Annotated in this window: 24 protein-coding genes; 23 read left to right on the top strand and 1 reads right to left on the bottom strand. The window is 38.2% G+C overall.

Going from position 1 to position 22,710, the window contains the following annotated elements; genetic code table 11:
* Window position 1: 1 nt before the first annotated feature.
* Window positions 2-1,579 carry a SagB family peptide dehydrogenase gene (locus QFZ87_RS22645; protein ID WP_309866554.1) on the top strand — a complete coding sequence of 526 codons (1,578 nt, stop codon included), beginning with the start codon at window positions 2-4 and terminating at the stop codon, window positions 1,577-1,579.
* 97 nt (window positions 1,580-1,676) lie between these two features.
* Here QFZ87_RS22645 and QFZ87_RS22640 read toward each other — a convergent pair whose 3' ends face one another.
* Entirely contained in the window at window positions 1,677-3,230 is a 1,554-nt protein-coding gene (locus QFZ87_RS22640) for an ABC-F family ATP-binding cassette domain-containing protein (protein WP_309866552.1), read from the bottom strand.
* 399 nt (window positions 3,231-3,629) lie between these two features.
* Between QFZ87_RS22640 and QFZ87_RS22635 the strand changes: the two genes are divergently transcribed.
* The 22 genes from QFZ87_RS22635 to QFZ87_RS22530 all read left to right on the top strand — a co-directional run bounded on the left by QFZ87_RS22635 (window position 3,630) and on the right by QFZ87_RS22530 (window position 22,675).
* The gene (locus tag QFZ87_RS22635) at window positions 3,630-4,055 is read left to right on the top strand and encodes a DUF6526 family protein (RefSeq protein ID WP_309866549.1); all 426 of its coding nucleotides are present in this window, start codon (window positions 3,630-3,632) and stop codon (window positions 4,053-4,055) included.
* Between the two features lie 92 nt (window positions 4,056-4,147).
* Window positions 4,148-5,074, top strand: a complete 927-nt coding sequence (locus tag QFZ87_RS22630; RefSeq protein WP_309866546.1) for an ABC transporter ATP-binding protein — start codon at window positions 4,148-4,150, stop codon at window positions 5,072-5,074.
* Window positions 5,071-6,162, top strand: coding sequence for an ABC transporter permease (locus QFZ87_RS22625; protein WP_309866543.1), 1,092 nt, complete (start codon window positions 5,071-5,073; stop codon window positions 6,160-6,162). The genes QFZ87_RS22630 and QFZ87_RS22625 overlap by 4 nt, the downstream gene beginning before the upstream one ends.
* Before the next feature lie 385 nt (window positions 6,163-6,547).
* The gene (locus tag QFZ87_RS22620) at window positions 6,548-6,706 is read left to right on the top strand and encodes a DUF1540 domain-containing protein (RefSeq protein WP_309866541.1); all 159 of its coding nucleotides are present in this window, start codon (window positions 6,548-6,550) and stop codon (window positions 6,704-6,706) included.
* Window positions 6,703-6,918, top strand: coding sequence for a hypothetical protein (locus QFZ87_RS22615; protein ID WP_309866538.1), 216 nt, complete (start codon window positions 6,703-6,705; stop codon window positions 6,916-6,918). Before QFZ87_RS22620 ends, QFZ87_RS22615 begins: the two co-directional genes overlap by 4 nt.
* The gene (locus QFZ87_RS22610) at window positions 6,854-7,594 is read left to right on the top strand and encodes a transporter substrate-binding domain-containing protein (RefSeq protein WP_309866535.1); all 741 of its coding nucleotides are present in this window, start codon (window positions 6,854-6,856) and stop codon (window positions 7,592-7,594) included. The genes QFZ87_RS22615 and QFZ87_RS22610 overlap by 65 nt, the downstream gene beginning before the upstream one ends.
* Before the next feature lie 35 nt (window positions 7,595-7,629).
* Window positions 7,630-8,295 carry an amino acid ABC transporter permease gene (locus tag QFZ87_RS22605; protein WP_309866533.1) on the top strand — a complete coding sequence of 222 codons (666 nt, stop codon included), beginning with the start codon at window positions 7,630-7,632 and terminating at the stop codon, window positions 8,293-8,295.
* 27 nt (window positions 8,296-8,322) lie between these two features.
* A complete protein-coding gene (locus QFZ87_RS22600; protein ID WP_396133986.1) occupies window positions 8,323-9,051 on the top strand; it encodes an amino acid ABC transporter ATP-binding protein in 729 nt (242 codons plus the stop codon).
* A 224-nt stretch (window positions 9,052-9,275) separates the two neighbouring features.
* Window positions 9,276-9,815, top strand: a complete 540-nt coding sequence (locus tag QFZ87_RS22595; RefSeq protein WP_309866527.1) for a sigma-70 family RNA polymerase sigma factor — start codon at window positions 9,276-9,278, stop codon at window positions 9,813-9,815.
* A complete protein-coding gene (locus QFZ87_RS22590; RefSeq protein ID WP_309866525.1) occupies window positions 9,808-11,223 on the top strand; it encodes a DUF4179 domain-containing protein in 1,416 nt (471 codons plus the stop codon). Before QFZ87_RS22595 ends, QFZ87_RS22590 begins: the two co-directional genes overlap by 8 nt.
* Window positions 11,216-11,443 (top strand): hypothetical protein, encoded by a 228-nt coding sequence (locus tag QFZ87_RS22585; RefSeq protein ID WP_309866522.1) that lies wholly within the window; start codon window positions 11,216-11,218, stop codon window positions 11,441-11,443. Before QFZ87_RS22590 ends, QFZ87_RS22585 begins: the two co-directional genes overlap by 8 nt.
* A gap of 86 nt (window positions 11,444-11,529) precedes the next feature.
* On the top strand, window positions 11,530-11,823 hold the full coding sequence (locus QFZ87_RS22580) for a hypothetical protein (RefSeq protein WP_309866519.1): 294 nt from the start codon (window positions 11,530-11,532) through the stop codon (window positions 11,821-11,823).
* A 234-nt stretch (window positions 11,824-12,057) separates the two neighbouring features.
* Window positions 12,058-13,017, top strand: coding sequence for a tRNA dihydrouridine synthase (locus tag QFZ87_RS22575; RefSeq protein WP_309868054.1), 960 nt, complete (start codon window positions 12,058-12,060; stop codon window positions 13,015-13,017).
* A gap of 245 nt (window positions 13,018-13,262) precedes the next feature.
* Entirely contained in the window at window positions 13,263-15,296 is a 2,034-nt protein-coding gene (locus QFZ87_RS22570; protein ID WP_309866517.1) for a DUF4179 domain-containing protein, read from the top strand.
* A 248-nt stretch (window positions 15,297-15,544) separates the two neighbouring features.
* Window positions 15,545-16,324, top strand: coding sequence for a glycoside hydrolase family 16 protein (locus QFZ87_RS22565; protein WP_309866514.1), 780 nt, complete (start codon window positions 15,545-15,547; stop codon window positions 16,322-16,324).
* A gap of 17 nt (window positions 16,325-16,341) precedes the next feature.
* A complete protein-coding gene (locus QFZ87_RS22560) occupies window positions 16,342-17,676 on the top strand; it encodes a GH1 family beta-glucosidase (protein WP_309866511.1) in 1,335 nt (444 codons plus the stop codon).
* Window positions 17,677-17,716: 40 nt separating this feature from the next.
* Window positions 17,717-18,652, top strand: a complete 936-nt coding sequence (locus QFZ87_RS22555; RefSeq protein ID WP_309866507.1) for an aldo/keto reductase — start codon at window positions 17,717-17,719, stop codon at window positions 18,650-18,652.
* 49 nt (window positions 18,653-18,701) lie between these two features.
* On the top strand, window positions 18,702-19,691 hold the full coding sequence (gene mgrA / locus QFZ87_RS22550) for an L-glyceraldehyde 3-phosphate reductase (RefSeq protein ID WP_309866504.1): 990 nt from the start codon (window positions 18,702-18,704) through the stop codon (window positions 19,689-19,691).
* 43 nt (window positions 19,692-19,734) lie between these two features.
* Window positions 19,735-20,214: an alpha/beta hydrolase gene (locus tag QFZ87_RS22545; protein ID WP_309866501.1), complete on the top strand. Its 480-nt coding sequence runs from the start codon at window positions 19,735-19,737 to the stop codon at window positions 20,212-20,214.
* Between the two features lie 30 nt (window positions 20,215-20,244).
* The gene (locus QFZ87_RS22540; protein ID WP_309866498.1) at window positions 20,245-20,610 is read left to right on the top strand and encodes an alpha/beta fold hydrolase; all 366 of its coding nucleotides are present in this window, start codon (window positions 20,245-20,247) and stop codon (window positions 20,608-20,610) included.
* A gap of 251 nt (window positions 20,611-20,861) precedes the next feature.
* A complete protein-coding gene (locus tag QFZ87_RS22535; RefSeq protein WP_396133985.1) occupies window positions 20,862-21,761 on the top strand; it encodes an ABC transporter permease in 900 nt (299 codons plus the stop codon).
* Between the two features lie 14 nt (window positions 21,762-21,775).
* A complete protein-coding gene (locus tag QFZ87_RS22530; RefSeq protein WP_396133945.1) occupies window positions 21,776-22,675 on the top strand; it encodes a carbohydrate ABC transporter permease in 900 nt (299 codons plus the stop codon).
* Window positions 22,676-22,710: the final 35 nt, after the last annotated feature.

Below are 22,710 nucleotides of genomic sequence, written 5' to 3'. Positions count from 1 at the left end.
GTTGGAACTAGATACATTCCTATACAATCTGCATTTTGACACTGATAAACTTCTTCCGCCGGATTGGCAACCGGATTGGGAAGACGCACCACTTCCCTATAAACTGTACCGTGGCTTACCAGAGATTCCACTTACCGCAGATGTACCGTTAACTCTCAAAGGAAGAGAAGCTAATTCAATACCCAGCTTGGAGGAGTTTGGTCATTACTTATGGTATGTATATGGTCTTACTCGATACTCTCAAGCTGCTTTTATTGGAGGCAACGAGGAAAAAGCTGCTGTAAGCTACGCCCAGTTGTTTCGCAGATTTGTTCCCTCTGGCGGAGCATTGTATCCCAATGAATTATATGTGTACTTAAAGTTGGAGGATGTACCTGAGGGAGTATACCACTACGATGTTGCACACCATCGCCTTTTATTGCTGCGTGAAGGCAACTATGATTCCTATCTATCCAGAAGTCTTGGAAATCGTTATAATCTTTCAGATTGTTTTTGTACTGTTTTTGTATCGACGGTTTTTGGAAAAAATTTTTATAAATACAATAATTTCTCTTACAGGTTACAAGGGTTAGATACAGGCGTAGTAATTGGGCAATCGTTAGAAGTGGCGGGTAAGATGGGGTTCTCAACACGGGTATGTTACCAATTTCTAGATCGTTCTATCAATCATTTGCTTGGGCTATCTGAACAAGATGAAAGTGTATATGCTGTGATCCCATTATCTATTTATAATGTTGACCAATTTAATATAGAAAAAAATATTTCTATTTCTGCAACGGAATTGTCCCGGGAAGTTCCAATGCTGAAGCATGTAACATATAACCGTTCAAAGAGAGTCATTGATTACCCAAAGCTGAAAGAGATCAATAAAGCCTCGATGTTCGAAACAACACATTCATTTGTGAACATAAAACAAGATGATCCTCTTAACAATGCATTAGGTACAGAGATAACCATACTGCCATTTCCGGAGGCAATTTCTTACGATCTGGCATCCGTTTGCAGAGAGCGGCACTCTCCAGATATTGATTTTATGCTAGGGAAAATCAGTCAAACAAAAGTATCCACTTTGTTACATGAGACTTTTTCATTTTCATATCAAAAAGACCTTTACAATACACAGGGGAAGCTTGGGACTGGTTTAAATTTGTATGGCACTTTTTATAACGTGGAAGGTGTTCAAGATGGTGCTTACGTCTATGACAAAAGTACTCATGCACTTCGGAGAATATCTAAGGGGGATTTACGGGAGTATATGCAAAATTCTCTAACAGTGCCTAATGTAAATCTGTTTCAGGTTCCGCTCTGTCTACATGTTGTTGGAGACAAGGACCACCTCAAAAAGGAACTGGGCTATAGAGGATACAGAATTCAACAGATGGAAGCTGGTATACTCGTGCAAAGGCTGCTCTTGACAGCGTGTGCCCTAGAGATGGGAGGACACCCACTATTAGGATTCGACTCGAACCAAAGTGATGACCTTTACGGAGTCAATTCGAAAGAAAAAACGTGCCTTATACAAATCCCTGTAGGTCCATACCGTCCCCGCGTCTGGTTAAAAGGAAGCTTGAATAGCTAGGTTAGACAGGAGAATTAACAATTTTTTATTGAAGTGATTTTTAAAAATATTAATAAAAAGGGGTACCCAAAACTCATTGGGTACCCCTTAATCTTTATTAAAACACTTTCGTAGTCCAATCTTCACAGTTCCAAATATCAGTCGCAATTTCACGATAGAAATCAGGTTCGTGGGATACCATTAAGATACTTCCGCGATATGCCTTTAAAGCACGCTTTAATTCTTCTTTTGCATCTACATCCAAGTGATTGGTAGGTTCGTCTAGAATTAATACATTCGTTTCTGTGTTTAAAATTTTACACAATCGAACTTTGGCTTTTTCGCCACCAGAAAGGACTTCGATTTTACTTTCAATATGTTTCGTCGTTAATCCACATTTTGCAAGAGCAGCACGAACTTCAGCCTGATTCAAACTTGGGAACTCGCTCCAAATCTCTTCAATACAAGTATTGTAGTTAGACTGTTTAACTTCCTGCTCGAAGTAACCAATGTGTTGATACTCACCACGTTCCACTTTACCAGAAATCGGATTAATCAACCCAAGAATACTTTTTAGAAGAGTAGACTTACCGATACCGTTTGCACCTACGAATGCAATTTTTTGTCCGCGTTCCATTTTCAAATTCAGCGGGCGAGAAAGTGGTTCATTGTAACCAATAACAAGATCTTCAGCCGTGAAAATATAACGACTAGTTGCACGAGCTTCTTTGAAGTTAAACTCTGGTTTCGGCTTCTCTTTCCCCAATTCAATAACATCCATTTTGTCGAGCTTCTTTTGACGAGACATCGCCATATTACGAGTCGCAACACTTGCCTTGTTACGAGCAACGAAATCCTTCAAATTAGCAATTTCTTGTTGTTGACGCTTGTAAGCAGACTCTAGCTGTTGCTTCTTCATTTCATAAATATTTAAGAAGTTATCATAGTCACCAACATAGCGATTCAACTCTTGGTTTTCCATGTGATAGATCAAGTTAACAACATTGTTCAAGAATGGAATATCATGTGAAATCAAGATAAATGCATTCTCATATTCCTGTAAATAGCGCTTCAACCATTCGATATGCTGTTCATCCAAATAGTTCGTAGGCTCGTCTAGTAATAGGATTTCAGGTTTTTCTAGCAATAGCTTAGCAAGCAAAACTTTGGTACGTTGCCCACCGCTAAGATCATCTACATCTCGATCAAGTCCAACATCGTCTAATCCTAGACCACGAGCAACTTCCTCAACTTTTGAATTAATTTGATAGAAATCATTACTATCTAAAGTTTCTTGTAGTTCTCCAACTTCTGCTAGTAATGCATCGATATCAGCACCTTCATCACCCATTTTTGCATAAAGGTCATTGATTTCTGCTTCAGCATCAAATAGATATTGAAAAGCAGTACTCAAAGCTTCACGCATCGTAGTACCTTTTTGAAGTACAGCATGCTGATCTAAATAACCTACACGAACTTTTCGTGACCACTCCACTTTCCCCTCGTCAGGTTGCAACTTCCCAGTAACAATATTCATGAAAGTAGACTTACCCTCACCATTTGCCCCAACAAGTCCAACGTGCTCTCCTTTTAAAAGTCGGAAAGACACATCATTAAAAATCGCACGATCACCGAAACCGTGGCTTAAATTTTTTACGTTTAATACGCTCATTTTTTTAACCCCTTATCTAAATGTCACATGTGAATATCTTACTAGAATTTGGCTGCTTTTTCTATCTTGAAGTTATTTTTTTGTAAATTGAAGTCTGCCCTTCTTAATTAAATGAGATTATAGAATTATATTAACTTGGGCGAATCAAAATAGGATAAAAGTATATTATACAACCGAACTAGGATGTATGATATGAGGTTTTCCTATGTGGGAATAGTTCAACAAAAAATGAAAGAATTGGTTGTGTTCTAATTGTTCATCACGGTAACAAAAGAAGCCCTGCCTGCGATTTCCTAGAAGTAGTGGCTATCGTTAAACTAATCATTAAAGGCATAAGGAAAATCATTTAGGAATAGAATGAGTGATGGTAAACTTAATAAAAAGGAGGTTTTCCCCACAATGAACCAAAACTATAAAAATCACAGAAAAGTTGACCCGCTTTATCATTTTGGGACAGCTTTGCTTGGACTTATTATGCTCATTTTATCGATTGTGTTTTTCTTTCAACATGTAAGAAGTCAGCTGTTGCTAAGTGGAATTGTGTTAGGCTTCGCGTTGTTGTTTGTCTTTGTGACAGTTAAACTAAGAGGATATGCCCTGCAGCTACAGGACCGAATCATTCGTACGGAGGAAAATTTTCGCTACTATCGTTTAACTGGGAAGCTATTAGACTCTAAGCTAACGTTGAAGCAAGTGATTGCACTAAGATTTACGGCTGACGAAGAATTCGTAGATTTAGTTGAGCGAACTGTTCATGAGAACCTTTCACCAGATGACATTAAAAAGGCTGTTCGGAATTGGCGTGCAGACCATCATCGCGTATAATTGAGAAAGAAACAGCTTCAAATGGCTGTTTCTTTTTTTGAATTCTTAAATTCCAATATAAGGATTACATAAATGTTCTTAGGAGGCTTGCTATGCTTAAAAACATAATGGTAGACGTAAAAAGTCTATTAAAACGATACGGCTCTCACACAGCGGTTAACGGGGTATCCTTTCAGGTGGAAAAAGGAGAGGTTTTTGGTCTCCTTGGACCAAATGGTGCTGGAAAAACAACCACGATTGAAATGTTAGTAGGTCTTAGAAAGCCAGATGAAGGAACCGCTGCACTCGCAGGCTTTGATGTGAAAAAGGAAGTGAACAAAGTCAAAGAGGTCATCGGAGTTCAACTTCAGTCCACTTCTTTATTTGAATTATTGAAAGTAAATGAAATTCTGCAATTGTACGGAAGTTTCTATCCGAGCCACGTAAACATCGATGAATTAATTGATGAAATGCTTTTAACAGAGAAGAAAAATGCCCGTATTAAAGGACTTTCCGGCGGACAAAAGCAGCGTCTTGCTATTGCCTTAGCTCTTATACATGACCCGGAAATTGTGTTTCTCGATGAACCAACGACTGGACTCGATCCACAAGCAAGAAGAACCTTGTGGGACATTGTACTACGTTTAAAAGATCGCGGAAAAACAGTTATCCTCTCCACTCATTATATGGATGAAGCTCATGTACTCTGTGACCGCATCGGGATAATGGATCAAGGAGAATTGATTGCTCTTGATACGCCAGACAATCTAGTGAAGAAACTCCAATCAACAAGCACAATAGAGTTTCATTTAAGCAATCCGCCTGAAAAAGAGTTACTTTTGAATTTAAATGGTGTTAAAGATGTGTCTATAAAAGATACTTTTATCCAGTTATATACAGATGATTTACAAACAGCTTTAACATCCTTAATTCAGGCCTCTACGGAACATCTATTTAAAATTGAGGATTTACAAACACGTTTAGCAACATTAGAGGATGTTTTTATTCATATGACAGGAAGGAGTATCAGAGAGTCATGAGAGCTTACTGGCAGTTAACTCTTGCACAATTAAGAATCTTTGCTCGCAATAAACAGGTTTTATTCTTTACCTTACTCTTTCCGATTATCTTAATGCTAGCTCTTGGTTCCTTTGCAGGTAAGGAGGATAATCTATCGTTAACCGTAGGGGTAATCGACTTGGAACAAACAAGTTCCTCGGAGGATCTAAAGAAACTGTTTGACAAGTACGAGGGACTAAATACCATAAGTTATGGAAAAGTTCAAAATGGAAAACAAGCCTTGAGAAATGGAGAAATCCAGCTTCTTATTGAAATTCCAAAAGGGTATGAAGCAAACTTGAAGGACAAGGAACACCCCTTTTCCCTTCCGGTTTATTATAATGAGAAAAATCTCACCACCTCGGAACTCGGCCTGACCGTTGTAAATGGCATCATTGATCAATATAGTAAAGCACTTGTTGGCTACAAACCTTTAGTGACGGTTGAAAAAATAGGCATAGAAGCCCGAAATATTCGTTATGTCGATTTCCTCGTCCCAGGAATCGTTGCTATGATGATTATGAGCAATAACATGAATGGTGTTGCTGGACAAATTGCTGCCTGGCGGGAAAGAGGGATCTTGCGGAGAATGCAAGGAACGAGACTCAAAGCATCCACCTTCATCGCTGCTCAAATCACAGCTCGTTTATTACTTAATGGAACTCAAGCTCTATTGGTCGTCCTAATTGCTAATTTAGTATTCGGTATTAATGTCGTAGGCTCTTGGCTTTCTTTGATCTTCTTCATTGTCCTTGGCACCCTTGCATTTATGTCACTTGGTTTTATTATTGCAGGGATTGCGAAAAATCCTGAAAGTGCTGGGCCAATCGCAGGATTTGTTACGTTTCCCATGCTGTTTCTTGGAGGTGTGTTCTTTCCGATTAGTAATATGCCAGATATTATTCAACCCATTGTTAAGGTACTGCCTATTGCTCATTTAAGTTCTGCCTTGCGGGAGACGATGAATCTTGGAACCCCTTTTCTTCAATTGGGAACGGAAACTCTTGTATTAGGATGTTGGTTATTAGGTGGATTTGTGTTAGCCAGTTTAGTGTTTAAATGGGAATAGGAAAAAGGCTAATAACAAATTCCAGCCGATTTTGTAAAATATAGATGCACACCGTACAATTTGTATTTAAATAATTCAGAGAGACTATTTCAGAAAGAAATAGTCTTTTTTTTGGCTGTTTTCGTAAAAAATGTTGTTATTAAACACGTTTGAACTCCGATTCACAAACTAATAAGGTGCAAAACGATACCTTATTAGTTTGTGAATCTGTTTTATCAGCGATTTTTTCAAGTTTATCAGCGAATTTACAAGTTTATCAACGAATTGAACCACTTTAACGGCGAATTACTTGGGCAGTGGCAACAGCATCGATGAAAAAATCTTGTTTCAACCAATTTTGAAGGGGGTATTAAAAAAGAAAACCTTATAGAGGGGGTGGCACAATATGAAATTGGATGTGAAATGTAATGTTAAAAACTGCAAGTATTGGGCTGATGGCGACCAATGTGTGGCTGACTCCATTTATGTGATAGGTTCACACGGCAGCAGAAAGGCTGATACTGTGGAAGAAACAGCTTGCAAAACTTTCGAGCTTCGTGAATGAAAACATGGGACTGCTTTTCTGCTTCAGAAGCAGAAGAGCAGTCCTTTTCATCAATGATCGGGAAACTTGCGGTAAAGCTTGAACGAGAGAGGAGAAAAATCAAGCATGGAAAAACGATACATAATTATTCTATCGTGCTTATTTCTGATGGGGATACTGACTGGCTGTATCCAAAAGGACCAGCTGGCAGATGGAACAAAGCTGATAGATAAGCAGAAATTTATTTTTGCAGCTTCAGGAGAATTTAAGCCCTTTAGCTATGTTAGGAATGAAGATTTATCGATGACTGGTTTCGATATTGAGGTAGGAAACGCAGTAGGAAAAGAGCTGGGCCTTGAACCAGTCCAGAAGAGGATGAAATTCAAAGGACTCATTGAGGGCATTAAAACGGGACGGGCAGATGCAGCCGTCGCCAGCCACACCATTAACCCCCAACGCGCCAAACAAGTTGATTTTTCCACACCCTACTATTACTCAGGTCCACAGATCTTCACAAGACCTGACAGCAAGATTAAAACAGTAGATGACTTAAAAGGAAAAGAAGTTGCCGTAGCAAAGGGCTCCACCTATGCGGATACAGCCAAAAAGTATACCAGCAATATTAAAATGTATGACAGTGATATTACGGCATTAAAAGCGCTAAGTATTGGCCGGCATGACGCCGTTATTACCGATTTTGTCACTGGTAAAAGTGCCAAAAAGGAAGGATTCAAAATTCAGGGGCAGCAGTTAATTGAGCGAAGCGAGCAGGCTATTGTTGTTCCGAAGGATAATCCAATCCTGCTCAAGCGGATTAATGACGCACTTCAAAGACTTCGTAACAATGGAACACTATCCCGAATCAGTCAAAAGTATTTTGGTGAGGATATTACGAAAAAACCAGAATAATAGATTGATTATTAGAAAGAAAGGATGTTGTTATTTTGCCTAGTTTTTCTCACTTTTTACATACGTTTGTCAGTAGTAAAAACCTTTTCATAGATGCGGCGCTGTTGACGTTAAAGCTTACGGTTGTCTCCATTTTAATTGGGATTTTATTCGGATTATTTTTTGCTCTTTTAAAAATATCAAGGATTAAAGTATTGGAGTATATTTCAAATGCCTATGTATTTCTTGTAAGGGGAACTCCACTCATTGTCCAGATTTTCATTCTGTATTTTGGCTTCAGCGGAATTTTCCTCATTCCTGACTTTTGGGCAGCGGCTCTTGCACTCGCCTTCCATAACGGTGCCTATATTGCAGAAATTTTTCGGGGGACGATTCAGTCCATTGATAAAGGGCAAATGGAAGCGGCCCGCTCTCTCGGCATGACCAGAATACTAGCCATGCGCCGGATCATTCTTCCACAGGCTTTCAAGAGGGCACTGCCTCCCCTTGGAAACCAATTTATTATTGGACTTAAGGATTCATCTCTGGCAGCCTTTATTTCCATGAATGAACTGTTCAATGTTTCGACGACACTGGGTTCCAATAATTTCGATGAAATGACCTACTTGTTAATAGTAGCCGTTTATTATCTAGTACTTGTTGCAGTATTAACTATGCTGGTGAGCCTGTTCGAAAAGAGATTAGCAGTTAGTGATCGATAGGAGGACGATAAAGTGAATGATCGAGAAATGATAAAAATAGAAAACTTACATAAATCTTATGGCAGTTTACATGTATTAAAAGATATAAACATGTCCGTGTATGAAAGTGAAGTTGTCTGCTTGGTCGGAGCATCTGGCTCTGGTAAAAGTACTCTACTAAGATGCCTTAACTTTTTAGAAAAAAGGGGAGGTGGGAAAATTTCAATCCGCGGGGAAAAGATTAGCCCGGAAACCCACAATATTAACAATGTCCGTCAAACGGTGGGGATGGTTTTCCAGCACTTTAATCTATTCCCACATAAAACCGTCCTTGAAAATGTCATTGAAGCACCCATCATGGTAAAGAAAATCCCAAAAGACCAGGCCATTGCTGAAGCAAACGAGTTGCTACAAAAGGTGGGTCTTGTGGATAAGGCCAATGTTTATCCTAGCAAGTTGTCAGGCGGTCAAAAGCAGCGTGTGGCAATTGCCAGGTCGCTGGCCATGAAGCCGGATATTATGCTTTTTGATGAACCGACATCTGCCCTTGATCCGCAGCTAGTTGGTGAGGTATTGGCAACCATGAAGGAGTTAGCCGATGAAGGAATGACCATGGTAGTGGTTACCCATGAAATGGGCTTCGCTCGTGAGGTTGCTGATTGGATTGTCCTCATGGACGATGGTAGAATTATCGAAAGAAATCGGCCAAATGAATTCTTTGATCATCCAAAGGAGCAACGTACAAAAGAATTCCTTCAAGCAACCATGTTTAAATAATTTGAAATAAGTTTCTGGTTGGTTGATAAGGAATATCTAACTAAGATCGATTTTGCGAAAATAGTATTAAAATAAGCAGAAGCCGAATCAGGTTTCTGCTTATTTTTTTGAACTTCGGATTTTAGTTCCATGTTATGCTTTTCCTTAGAAAAATAAAAACTTTAACTTTTTGAAACTTTTCTTGAGTATAGATTCCACTAATTAGTAAAGGGGGGGCGAAAAAGATGGAAATAGAAAGCCACCGGCTAGTTAAGAAAGCAATCAAAGGTAATAAAAGCGCCTTTGAAAAGTTAATTCAACAACATTATGAAAGAATCTACCGTACTGCCTATCTTTATGTACATAACGAAGAAGATGCGTTGGATGTTGTCCAAGAAGCAACCTATCAGGCCTTTACATCTATCCATTCGTTAAAAAATCCGGAGTATTTTATGACCTGGCTCACAAGGATTGTCATACGATGTTCGGGACATGTCCTAAAGAGAAAAAGCAATGTTGTTCCGTTGAGTGATGAGATATTGTCGAACCTGCCGGGTCAGGCAGATTCAAACATTGAAGAATCTTTACAGCTGATAAATGCAATTCAGCAGCTGAGAGAGAATTATCGTACTGCGATTATCTTATTTTACTATTATGATTACTCTATTAAAGTGATTAGCAGTGTCATGGAAATTCCAGAGAGCACCGTAAAAACATATTTAAGTAGAGGGAAAGCAGAGTTAAAAAAGTCCTATAAAAATGAGGAGGACAAATGCCATGGATAACAAGGAATTCAAAACAGCAATAGAGCAAATACCTGTGCCCAAAGAAAAAGTATTTAGCGCCATCTCCAAAGGGATAAACAAGGAAGGTAATAGGGGAAAGGCAAAGAAAAAGAAGGGTCTTGTGGGTGTGGCGACTGCTGCTGCTCTTCTTGGAATCACCATTGCCTCAGGATTTGTTAATCCTACAATGAATAGAGTATTAGCTAAAACTCCATTAATAGGCGGGATTTTTCAAGAATTTAATGATAGAACAGGCGTGGAATTAGCTAATCAGGATGCAGTAACGGAATTAAATCAATCACTTACCAAAAATGGGGTAACTGTAAAATTGACCAGCGCTTACTTTGATGGCAGTGTGGTATCCATTACAGGATTTGTAGATGAAGATGTTGAAAAAGGGCATAACGAAAAGGGAGAAGTAAGCTTTGATATGAACTTCGAACACAATAAAGGGGATCATGACCCTTGGCTAAATGGAAAGTCAAATGACATTAAGAAAGTAGAGAATGGATATAATTTTCAATGGAAAATGAATTATCCCTATAAATCATTCAAGGAGAATTCTACCCTTCCTATAACGATTCATAATATTAACGGGATAAAAGGAGAATGGAATTTTGATATTCCAATTAAACAAGAAAAAAATCGTACACTTGCTATTAACAAGGAGCAAGGATATCCGGAAGACGAAGTAAAAATCAGTATTAAAGAGATACTTACTGCAAAAGCATCCTCTTCGCTTATTTATGAGACCGTGGAGAAATACAAAGGTGATGATATTTATATACAAAAAGCTGTTGATAATAAAGGGAAAGTGTATAGGTTTGAAAACCCAACCTATCTCGAGGAATCGAAACAAGAAGATGGATATCATAGTACTACGAGAAGAGAAATGACTAAGCTCAATTCAGATATTACTTCACTTACCTTCTATCCTCGGTTATCTGCAGCAGATCCAAAAGTGCAACAGCTTTTGGACAAAAAAACATTTACATTAAAAAGCACACGGTTCAATTTAGGCCTGCAGGTAAATGATGTCACTCAAAAAGGTGAGAAATTGGTAATAGATTATCAACTTACAGGGCTTCCGAAGAATTTGAGTAAAGGTAAACTTGAAACAATTAACCATAATTTGGAGTACCTTTTCTGGTTGGTTGATAAGGAATATTTAACCAAGATCGACCCGGAAAATGCATGGCCACCTAAAAACCATGGTATTCCGTTTAATAAAGTAAAAATGATTGATAAGGAAACAGCACATTTCCAATCTACTTTTGACTTAAACGGAGAAGAAAGGATTGAGAATTTTAAGCTGGAAAATACAATGTTACTATTTGATTTTTCAAGCTTTGTCCCATCAAAGGATTTAAAACCATTTACGGTTGAACTTCCAGTGGAGAATGAATAAATCCGCCAGCATCTCGTGTATTGTCAATTACAGTCCACACATTGCCATCCCTCATAGTGATGCAAAAAGTGACGACTGTGATGATTTAATCTATAATTATAGTATAAATAGTGACCCTCTAAGTGAAGCGGTATGGTTCGGAGCAGCTGTGCGTGTAGGTCGTGATATACCGGAATTAGATTATACACAAGATTCCGCAGTAGACTTTAATGCCATATAATGTTGAATTTCTATCAACATTTTAAATAAACACGAGAGGGACAAGTCCCTCTGTAAGATAATGTTTATATTATGGAGGGGCTTGATTTGAAAGTATTTTTAATGTATCTAGGTATCAACATTGCTTTAATTTTTTACCATGCCATAATGTATTTTGTAGGAGCGATGGGTTTAGGTGGTCGTACTGGAACCGAGAGCGCTGGTGAGTTAACCTATAACATACTTCTGTTTGCGCTTTTTGGCGCTGCACCTAATCTCATTATCTTTATTATTGCATTTTTTTTGAAGAAAAGTGTGAAACAAAATGCGATATGGGCAACAGTCTTTTCGTTAATGATTATCGTCGGTTATTTCTCGATGTTTTCGTCGGTATTTTCCTAATAAAGAATAAAATAAATGGAGGAGCGGCTATGCCGCTCTTTCTGTTTGTATAACCAGTTTTTTAATAAAAGGTGTCTTGCTACCCCGATTTGGTGAAAATATACAGTACCGATCTGTTTGATAAAAAGTACTTAAACATGGTATAAGTGTAAAGGAAGCAGGGACAATCTGCTCTTTAATTTTGGGACAAGGTTTTGGACAAATATCCCATAATGAGAGGATTTGAATTTGAATATGAAAGATAATTTTTGGCGTGATTTACCACGACCTTTTTTTATACTGGCACCCATGGAAGAAGTGACGGATGTTGTTTTTCGTCATGTAGTGAGTGAGGCAGCTAGACCTGATGTGTTTTTTACAGAGTTTACAAACAGTGAGAGTTATTGTCACCCAGATGGGATCAAAAGTGTGCGCGGGCGTTTGACTTTTACAGAGGATGAACAGCCAATTGTCGCTCATATATGGGGGGACAAGCCTGAAAACTTTCGGCAAATGAGTATTGGTATGGCGGAACTGGGCTTTAAGGGTTTGGATATCAATATGGGTTGTCCTGTACCCAATGTGGTACAGAACGGGAAGGGTAGTGGCCTGATCTGCCGCCCAGAAGTTGCAGCAGAATTAATACAAGCAGCAAAAGCGGGAGGATTGCCCGTAAGTGTAAAGACAAGGCTTGGTTTCTCAGATGTAGACGAATGGAAGGTCTGGCTAAAACACATATTGGAACAAGACATTGTCAATCTTTCCATTCATCTTCGTACACGGGATGAAATGAGCAAAGTAGATGCTCATTGGGAGCTAATCCCGGAGATTAAAAAACTTCGTGACGAGGTAGCACCAGATACCCTTTTGACGATCAATGGGGATATTCCTGACCGTCAAACTGGCTTGAAGCTCGCCAATCAATATGGTATCGATGGGGTTATGATTGGCCGTGGTATTTTCCATAATCCATTTGCCTTTGAAAAGGAGCCGAAAGCTCATAGCAGCCAGGAAATGCTTGATCTCTTAAGACTGCATATGGATCTTCATGATAAATATTCGCATTTAGAGCTACGGCGTTTCACGGCTCTTCATCGCTTTTTTAAGATCTATGTCAAAGGATTCCCTGGAGCTGGTGGATTAAGAAATCAATTGATGAACACGAAATCAACAGATGAAGTGCGTGAATTGCTTGATAACTTTGGTGCGTTCTAGTAGAACTAACCCCAATTTCGTTAATATTCTTTTCTAAGAGAAATGAAATGATTAATTAATATTGAATTGACAGACCAAATAACAAAATTTTGGTCTGTCTTTTTATTGCGAGATAGATAAAGGTATCTGTTGGTAAATGTTGTATAATTTAAAAGACTTTAATTTAAATCAACTTACTAGAGTTGATGTAGAAGTGGTTAAGTCAGATGAAAGCTAAAAAGAATGTTAAAGGGGGGAACACATAGATGATCCCAGCAAAAATAGATTCCATCGTAGATTGGTTCAATCAACATTTACAATCGTTCTATGCACTTGGTTGGTCCTATCTTAGAAGTCAGCAACAAATGGAAGAGCTTTTTTACCGGACCATTATAAAAGTCCATAAGGAGATGCGTCAAAATAAAAATGAAACATCTTTAGAAATGTCGGTTACATCCATTTTCATACATACCTGCCGAGAGCTTTCTGATAATAGTAGTTTACTAGCTTCAGAGGAAAGTGAACCACGTCAGGATTTATTTAAAGCACTTGATCAATTGAAAGAGTACGAGAAAGATGCGATGGTACTTACATATATAAAAGGAATCTCTAAGGAGGAAGCGGCACATCTTCTCCAAATTTCAGAGGAAAAGATGAAAGAGTATTTGTTTTCCGGAATCCGGTCACTTAGAAAAGTAATGGGGTACGGGTCAACCTTTAATGGCTGTAAAGAATATCATATGAATTACTTGGATTACCTTGAAAGAACCATGGATCGGACGAAAAAGATTGATTTAGAGAAACATCTTTATCATTGCCAAAATTGTCAGGAGGATTTGGCTTCCTTTCAGGATGTCATGTTAACCATGTTAAATCTTTCTGAAAAGATGGAGGATTTCCATGTGCCATCTGGTTTCATGGAGAACGTCAAAGATAGGCTGGCAGAAGTGGAAAAGCACAGACAACGGAAGAATGAGAAACGCAAAAGAATGGGGCTTGTTTTTGCAAGTGTTTTCGCATTGTTAATGGGGATAGAATATTTTACAGGGGCATTTGCCAGCCTCTATTATTCATGGACAGAAAAAGACCCGGAGTTGCGTGCGTATCTTCAACAGGGCCTGGGTGAAAGACTGAACTTGGAAGCGGAAAGCAATGGGGTGAAAGTTAAGATCATTGGTGCGATTGCTGATGATGTTCAAACAATTGTTTTTTATGAAATAGAAGATACAGATGGAGACAATCAATATGTGATGAATAACCAGGATGGGGTTTTGGTGGAGAATGATTATGACATCATGAGCCGAGAAGCAAATCTAAGGAACAATCCTCCTAACCTTGAATCCGATGTAAATAACGAAGAAAAGAACGTGTATCACGGAAAGATTAGTCTGCTGCCACTCTCCAAGGAAAATGGCAAAATCAAACTAAAAATCACAAAGCTCTTGAAATTGAAACCTAATTCCCCTAATCAGAATGGTTATATTGCTTACGAGGAAATGGGATATGAAACAGGGGAGTGGAACTTCGAGATCCCTATAACAAAACAACCATCCGTCGAATATGTAGTGGATGAAAAAACAGAAGTCGAGGGAATCCCGGTTCGAATTGATAAACTAACCATTGCTCCAACAGCGACAATTCTGCATTATAGTATTCCTAATGACCAGTCCGAAAAACGGATAGATGTTCTCAATTTTGACTATCTTGAAGTAAACAATAAGAAAGCGAAAGCTGATCTGTATGGAGGCTCTTATTTAGATAAACAACAAGACATGAATTGGAGTACTTTTCAAACCAACTTTGACCCTCTCTTTCGGGAAAAACCAAAAGAGGTTAACGTTAAATTCGGCGCTATTTATTTAACTGTTCAAGATCCAAAAAGTATCGAACTGGATGCTTCCAAGGAATATCCTCAAACCTTTGAATATGCAGGTAGTACAATTTCCATCGACAAGGTGGAAGTTGGTCAGCCAACCAAAGTTGTCATAAGCAATCATGAAATCGAGAATCGAGCATTTGAGTCGCTTCAATTCAATATTGTGGATGAGGGTGAAAATGATATTAGCTCAATGGAGATGAATACTGAAGGAGTGCTTGTTGATAAAAATGGAGTGGAATACGATAAGACAACGTCTGTCCCATACCAAGAAATCGAGCAGCCCCGTTACTTCATTACAGTTCAAAACATGGAGTTAGAGAGTAATAACAGTGGTGAAAAAGTGATTCCCAAAAGACTGGATATTTATGGATATAATATAACGAAATACTTGGATGATGTTTTGAAAATTTCGGTGGAATAACTAAGAAGGCAACTGACCCTTATTTGGGTCGTTGCCTTTTACTAATTTCCTTGCCTGAATCATTAATAGAGGATAGGTCCCCCCCGAAATTTTGGTACCCTAAACAAAATTATAAGTCTGAAGAAATTGAAACGGCAAAGGTAAAATGAAAAAAGAACCTATTAAAAGGTCCGTTTAACGAGCATTAGATAGAAAGGGGAAACCTAATTTTGGAATCTAAAAAGGAAAATTTTCTTCTTAACAAAGAAATGAGTGCGCTTTCAGGTATAGAACTCCAGTCAGACGAATGGAACCTAGTTTGGGAGGAAAGGTTCACTGGTACAAAGATCGAAGAAGCTAATTGGAATTATACAGAGGGCGGCTGGGGATTTGGCAATGACGAATTACAGTATTACACGGCTCGTGAAGAAAATGCAAGGATTGAAAATGGAATATTAATTTTAGAGGCAAAAGAAGAGAAATATGAAGGAATGAATTACACATCTGCAAAACTAACGACTAAAGGAAAAGCAAGCTGGAAATATGGTCGATTTGAAATCAAAGCAAAACTTCCCGAAGGTCAGGGAATATGGCCAGCCATTTGGATGATGCCAGAGGATATGGAGCTTTATTCAGGCTGGCCTGCATGTGGAGAAATTGACATTATGGAACTCATTGGTCATCAGCCTGGTACCGTTTATGGAACACTCCATTACGGAATGCCCCACACTTACACAGGGGAAAATTATAGATTGCCAGACAATAAAAAATTCTCTGAGGGTTTTCACATCTTCACAATGGATTGGGAACCAGGTGAATTTCGATGGTATGTTGACGGCGTTTTATATGCCACGCAAACCAAATGGTTCAGCAATCATAAAGAAACCGGCACTGAACACTCCGGATTTGCTCCGTTTGATAGAGCGTTTTACTTGCAGGTTAATCTGGCTGTCGGTGGGAAGTGGCCCGGAAATCCAGATCATTCAACCTGTTTTCCTCAGAAAATGGAGATTGACTATATTAAAGTTTTTCAGAAATTAGATAGATAACTATAGAGGTGACAACGATGAGTAGATTTTCTAAAGAATTTATTTTCGGTAGTGCCACATCGGCCTATCAGATTGAAGGAGCCTTCCAAGAGGATGGCAGAGGGTTATCGATTTGGGATACTTTTTCAAGGATACCTGGAAAAGTGGTCAATATGGAAAATGGAGATATTGCTTGTGATCACTACCATTTGTACGAGCAAGATATTGAAGTATTAAAGACACTTGGAGTGGATTCTTATAGATTTTCCATTGCGTGGCCAAGAATTTACCCGGAACAAGGGAAATACAATCCTGGTGGGATGGAGTTTTACAAAAAGCTAATCAATCTATTGAATAAAAATGGAATCAAGCCTGCGGTAACACTTTATCACTGGGATCTCCCACTTTGGGCACATGAACAAGGCGGTTGGACAAACCGTGATTCGGTAAAATGGTTTATAGAATTTGCAGAGAAATGCTTTGAAGAACTGGATGACAAAGTTAATATGTGGATTACGCACAATGAACCATGGTGTGCTGGGTTTCTTGGCTACCATCAAGGTATTCACGCACCAGGTCATACCAATATGGAGGAAGCGCTGAAAGCTGTTCATCATATTCTCTTATCACATGGAGAAGCCGTAAATCTCCTAAAGAAAAAAATGGGGTCCGAAACTCCAATTGGAATTACCTTAAATTTATCTCCAATGTATTCTAATGGTTCTTCCATCAATGATATGCTTGCTGTTAATAATGCAGATGGATATTCAAATCGCTGGTTCCTTGACCCAGTCTTAAAAGGCTCATATCCAGTCGATATGTTAAATTTATTTTCCAAATATGTTCATTCTTTTGATTTTATCCATCAAGGAGATCTAGAAGTTATTTCTACGGCATGTGATTTCTTTGGAATTAATTTTTATAGCCGAGGTCTGGTGGAATACAATGGAGCCTCTGATTTTCTCTTTAAGAATTCTTATTCGGATTATTCCCAAACGGCAATGGGGTGGGATATAAGTCCAGATGAATTTAAAGAGTTAATCCATCGCCTTCGTAAAGAATATACTACTCTTCCAATCTATATTACGGAGAATGGTGCAGCTTTTAACGACGTGCTATCTGATGACAAAAAAGTACATGACGAGGAACGTAAGGAATATGTTGAACGTCATCTTAAAGCCATTGCAGAGTTAAATGAAGAAGGGATGAATATAGCAGGCTATTATTTATGGTCTCTTCTTGATAATTTTGAATGGGCGTTTGGGTATGAAAAACGATTTGGTATCACTTATGTAGACTTTGAAACTCAAGAAAGAATTATTAAAGACAGTGGTTTTCGTTATGCAGAAATTATTCGAGAAAGAACTATTTAGAACCCCACCGATATAGGATAGATAAGGCGGTTAAAGGATAATGAATTATAGACAGCTTGGCAGCACGGGAATAAAGGTTTCAGAAATCGGATTTGGTGCCTGGCAGCTTGGGAATCAACGAGATTGGGGAGAAATGAGTGATAGTAAAGCAATAAGACTTGTCCATGAAGCACTTGATAGAGGGTGTAATTTCTTTGATACCGCTCCTAATTATGGGCATGGAAATAGTGAGAAACTTCTCGGTAAGGCACTATCAGGTAGAAGAAATCATGCGGTAATAAATACGAAATTCGGACATCATTCTGATGGTACACTCAATTTTGACCCTAAGTTCATTCGTGCCACTTTAGAGTCAAGCTTAAAAAGACTCAATACCGATTATGTGGATTCCCTTCTACTGCACAACCCAGACTTTGAGTGTTTGAAAGGGAACACAGGTCATTTTGATGAATTGGAAAAGCTAAAGCAAGAGGGAAAAATTCGGGCTTATGGTGCCTCTGTTGATTCCAGTAGAGAGATGTTCGAGTTAATGGGTTCTACCAACAGTGAAGTAATTGAGGTCATGTTTAATATTTTTCACCAGGAACCTAAAAAGGCCTTCCAACAGGCGGGAGAAAATGGGATGGGACTGGTCATTAAGGTTCCACTAGATTCGGGATGGTTATCTGGCAAATATGATAAGGATAGCGTATTTACAGATATTCGAAGTCGCTGGGATGTTGAACAGCTTACCAAGAGAGCATCCCTTCTCCCAAGAGTGAAGGGCGTGCTTGAACAAGAAGAATCCATGGCACAGGCTGCTTTACGATTTATCTTATCTTTTCAAGAAATATCTGCAGTTATTCCAGGAGTAAAAAATATTCAACAGCTGAACATTAACGTTTCGGCTGTTGAGAAGCAGATTAACCAGAAAAAGGTAGAAGAACTGGAGAAAATGTGGGAGGAAGAAATAGCAGGTTCCCCACTAAAATGGTAACGCCCTTAGCGTTTAATAATAGATGGAATATAAAATGGAGGTTTGGGTGATGACATATCAGCCTAGTACAGAACGATATAACAAGATGATTTATAACCGCTGTGGAAACTCAGGTTTGAAACTTCCAGCTATCTCTCTTGGATTGTGGCATAACTTTGGTGGGGATGATGTATTTGAAAATGGAAGAGAGCTCATAAGGAAAGCCTTTGATTTGGGCATAACCCATTTTGACTTGGCTAATAATTACGGACCTCCTGCAGGATCTGCGGAAGAAAATTTTGGATCCATTATTAAAAAGGATTTCTCAAGTTATCGGGATGAGATGATTATTTCGACAAAGGCTGGATATGGGATGTGGCCTGGACCATATGGTGACTGGGGTTCAAGGAAATACCTGGTTTCTAGTCTTGACCAGAGCCTAAAGCGAATGGGACTTGAATATGTTGATATATTCTACCATCATAGACCAGATCCAGAAACGCCTCTTGAAGAAACAATGTTTGCCTTGGATCACACAGTAAGACAGGGAAAAGCACTTTATGTGGGAATTTCCAATTATGGGGTTGAAGAGACAAAGAAAGCAATTGAGATTTTGAAAGAGCTTGGCACGCCTCTTTTAATACATCAACCTGCGTATTCATTATTTAACAGGTGGGTTGAGGACGGTTTAATTGACTTGCTTCAGGAAAAACAAGTAGGTTCTATTGCTTTTGTACCACTTGCTCAGGGGTTACTCACTACTAAATATGTTAATGGAATACCTGAGGATTCTCGTGCGTCAAAAACAAATTCTTTTTTAAAGAAGAGTGATGTAACCGAGGAGGTTGTAAGGAAGGTTCAAAAACTTAACAACGTCGCAAAAAATCGGGGTCAATCGCTTGCACAAATGGCTCTTGCCTGGGTACTTAGGGACCGAAAAATAACTTCGGCCTTAATTGGAGCCAGTAAGGTTAGTCAAATTGAAGAGAATGTTGCAGCATTAAAAAATCTCGAATTTAGTCCTCTTGAATTATCAAGTATTGAGGAGGCCCTACGCTAGTTAGCTAGTTGGGGTTCAATAAAAGTATTTCGGAGGTCTTTTTATGTCAAATATAGATTTTATTTACGATTGGACAAAAGACGGATTACGTCTTCAAGGTATTCATTGGGAAGAAAAAACGATGGGAACTTGTGTGTTGTTTATTCACGGCACATCAGGAAATATTATAGAAAATTACTTCGCCCATACTTTAGGACGTGAATTATCGAACAATGGTTATGGCTTTTTCTATGGGCATAATCGTGGATATAGTCATATTAACGATATTAAAAACAATCAAGGAAACCACAGTAGAATTGGTGCTAGATATGAAAAGTTTAGCGAATGCCTTTATGATATAGATTTATGGGTAAATAAAATTATAGAACTTGGTTATGAGAAGATTATAATAATGGGCCATAGTTTGGGAGCAAACAAAACAATTTATTATAATTCAAAGGAACAAAACCAAAATATAGTAGGCTTAATATTGGCTTCTCCTCCTGATTTGGTAGGTCTAACAAAACTTAAAGATCAATTTTGAAAAGAAATGATAAATGAAGCAAGAGATAATTTGAAGAAAAACGAACCAAATAAAATCTTAAGCTACTTACACGAAGGTTGGTTCGAAGTAAGTTCGGAAACATATTTGGAATTCTCAATCGATGGGTGTGCAGCGGATAATCTACCGATTTTAAGAAACCCTGATAGATTTGAAGAGTTAGACAAGATAAAAGTTCCTATTTTAGCATTTATGGGAGATACAGATGAAGTGAATATTAACAGTCCAGAAGAGGATTTATTGTTGCTTAAATCAAAAGCAACCAATTGTCCGGATTTCCAATACAAAATTTTGGATGGAGCAAACCACAATTATATTGATAAAGAGAGAGAATTATCAGAGTTGGTTGTAAGCTGGATAAAACAAGCTTTCAAATAACAAGATTGACGAATATATTTGAAAACGATACCAATGGCGGTGGTATCGTTTTTTTTATGTCATTTCAAAAACCAAAATTATGATACCTTAATCAAAATATGCCAGCTTAAAATCTTGCCTTCTACAATCTATTATAAAGATATAAACACATCTAAGGTGGTGAGCTCGTGGAAACAAATTATCAACCAGTAGAACAAGCAGTACCTGAGGGCTTAATAAGCACCCCGACAAAAAAGGAAAAGTTTAAAAAAGTGTTAAGAACCATAGCTGCTCAGAAATATTTGCACATTATGGCTATTCTCGGTGTTATTTGGATGATTATTTTTAATTATATTCCAATGTATGGCTTGATCATCTCTTTCAAGGAATTCAATATTGTTAGGCCTATTTCCGAAGCACCATGGGTTGGGCTAGACCAATTTAAGGAATTTATACAAGATGATAATTTTATGATTGTTTTAAAGAACACCCTTGGCATTAGCTTTATTAAGTTAATCATCGGTTTCCCGCTTCCGATTATTTTTGCACTGATGCTTAACGAATTAACTTCGTTAAAGTTAAAAAAGGCTGTTCAAACGATTACCTACTTACCACACTTTTTATCTTGGGTAGTGTTAGGTGGAATCTTAACAACATGGCTAGCAGACATTGGTCTTATTAACGATATTTTAATGAACCTCGGACTTACTTCCGAAAGGGTCAACTATTTAGGAGAACCGGATAATTTCTGGTCCATAGTAATCATTTCAGATATTTGGAAGGAACTTGGATGGTCGGCCATTATTTATTTAGCTGCCATTGCCGGAGTTTCTCCAGAACTATATGAGTCCGCTACGATTGATGGAGCTAGTCGTCTTCAAAAAATGTGGCATATTACCCTACCATCAATAAAGCCTACAATTACCATTCTTTTTGTACTTGCTGTAAGTGGAGTGCTTAACTCCAATTTTGATCAAATTCTAGTTCTTCGCAACTCGTTAAATGAAAGCGCTAGTAATGTAATAGATACTTATGTTTATAAAGTGGGCCTTCAAAATGCACGTTACTCATACGCAACTGCAGTTGGATTGTTAAAATCAGTGATTGCTTTCATATTACTGATTGCAGCTAATAGAGTAACAAAGAAATTAAATGGCACCACACTATTCTAGGAGGTGATGAAAGCATGTTTAAGATTTTTAGATTAAACAGACGAACGAAGAAAGAGTATATTTTTGACAATATCAACATCCTTCTCATGCTCTTGATATGCGCCATCACCATCTATCCCATCTGGTATGTCATTATCAATTCCTTTAATGAGGGTATGGATGCCATGAAGGGCGGCATTTATTGGTGGCCAAGGGAATTTACCATTGAAAATTATAAAGCGGTATTTGCTAATCCAGGGATTGTAACATCATTTGGGGTCACGGTTGCTAAAACGGTAATCGGAACAGCCATTCATGTGTTTTTTACAGCAATGGTAGCCTATGCGTTTTCTAGAAAAGAGTTAATAGGCAGAAATATATATATGTTTATTGGAGTTATAACGATGTTCTTTAGCGGAGGGTTAATTCCCTATTTCCTGCTAATCAGAGATTTAGGTTTATATGATAATTTCTTAGTTTATATTATTCCAGCTATGTTTAACTTCTTTGATCTAATCATATTTGTTTCCTTCTTTAGAGAGCTCCCTGCCTCTTTGGAAGAAGCAGCAAAAATTGATGGCGCGAATGACTTTATGATCTTCCTTAAGGTGATTATCCCTTTGTCTATGCCAGTTATTGCAACCATTGCGTTATTCCATGGAGTTTACCAATGGAATGATTATTTCGCAGGAGTCATCTTCGTAAATAATCCTGACTTGCAGCCGATTCAAACCTACCTTTACAAAGTTGTGGCAGAGTCGAGTTCAAATCAGATGATGGTGAATGCACCAGGAGGAATTGCAGCAAAAACAGTAACCTCCCAATCTATAAAACTAGCAACAATGGTTGTAACTACCTTGCCTATTATGCTGGTGTATCCATTCCTGCAAAAGTATTTTGTTAAAGGAATGCTAATTGGTTCTGTTAAAGGATGATTAATCTTGGTTTAAATATTCTCCCTTAAAGAGAT

Origin of the sequence: Bacillus sp. SLBN-46 (assembly GCF_031453555.1) — a bacterium.
Classification (GTDB): domain Bacteria; phylum Bacillota; class Bacilli; order Bacillales; family Cytobacillaceae; genus Neobacillus.
This window is presented reverse-complemented; position numbering and strand designations above follow the sequence as displayed.

Coding starts and splice junctions, on each gene's coding strand:
- QFZ87_RS22640 (WP_309866552.1), bottom strand. CDS start 3,230: ATGAGCGTATTAAACGTAAAAAATTTAAGCCACGGTTTCGGTGATCGT.
- QFZ87_RS22635 (WP_309866549.1), top strand. CDS start 3,630: ATGAACCAAAACTATAAAAATCACAGAAAAGTTGACCCGCTTTATCAT.
- QFZ87_RS22630 (WP_309866546.1), top strand. CDS start 4,148: ATGCTTAAAAACATAATGGTAGACGTAAAAAGTCTATTAAAACGATAC.
- QFZ87_RS22625 (WP_309866543.1), top strand. CDS start 5,071: ATGAGAGCTTACTGGCAGTTAACTCTTGCACAATTAAGAATCTTTGCT.
- QFZ87_RS22620 (WP_309866541.1), top strand. CDS start 6,548: ATGAAATTGGATGTGAAATGTAATGTTAAAAACTGCAAGTATTGGGCT.
- QFZ87_RS22615 (WP_309866538.1), top strand. CDS start 6,703: ATGAAAACATGGGACTGCTTTTCTGCTTCAGAAGCAGAAGAGCAGTCC.
- QFZ87_RS22610 (WP_309866535.1), top strand. CDS start 6,854: ATGGGGATACTGACTGGCTGTATCCAAAAGGACCAGCTGGCAGATGGA.
- QFZ87_RS22600 (WP_396133986.1), top strand. CDS start 8,323: ATGATAAAAATAGAAAACTTACATAAATCTTATGGCAGTTTACATGTA.
- QFZ87_RS22595 (WP_309866527.1), top strand. CDS start 9,276: ATGGAAATAGAAAGCCACCGGCTAGTTAAGAAAGCAATCAAAGGTAAT.
- QFZ87_RS22590 (WP_309866525.1), top strand. CDS start 9,808: ATGGATAACAAGGAATTCAAAACAGCAATAGAGCAAATACCTGTGCCC.
- QFZ87_RS22585 (WP_309866522.1), top strand. CDS start 11,216: ATGAATAAATCCGCCAGCATCTCGTGTATTGTCAATTACAGTCCACAC.
- QFZ87_RS22575 (WP_309868054.1), top strand. CDS start 12,058: ATGAAAGATAATTTTTGGCGTGATTTACCACGACCTTTTTTTATACTG.
- QFZ87_RS22570 (WP_309866517.1), top strand. CDS start 13,263: ATGATCCCAGCAAAAATAGATTCCATCGTAGATTGGTTCAATCAACAT.
- QFZ87_RS22565 (WP_309866514.1), top strand. CDS start 15,545: ATGAGTGCGCTTTCAGGTATAGAACTCCAGTCAGACGAATGGAACCTA.
- QFZ87_RS22560 (WP_309866511.1), top strand. CDS start 16,342: ATGAGTAGATTTTCTAAAGAATTTATTTTCGGTAGTGCCACATCGGCC.
- QFZ87_RS22555 (WP_309866507.1), top strand. CDS start 17,717: ATGAATTATAGACAGCTTGGCAGCACGGGAATAAAGGTTTCAGAAATC.
- mgrA (WP_309866504.1), top strand. CDS start 18,702: ATGACATATCAGCCTAGTACAGAACGATATAACAAGATGATTTATAAC.
- QFZ87_RS22545 (WP_309866501.1), top strand. CDS start 19,735: ATGTCAAATATAGATTTTATTTACGATTGGACAAAAGACGGATTACGT.
- QFZ87_RS22530 (WP_396133945.1), top strand. CDS start 21,776: ATGTTTAAGATTTTTAGATTAAACAGACGAACGAAGAAAGAGTATATT.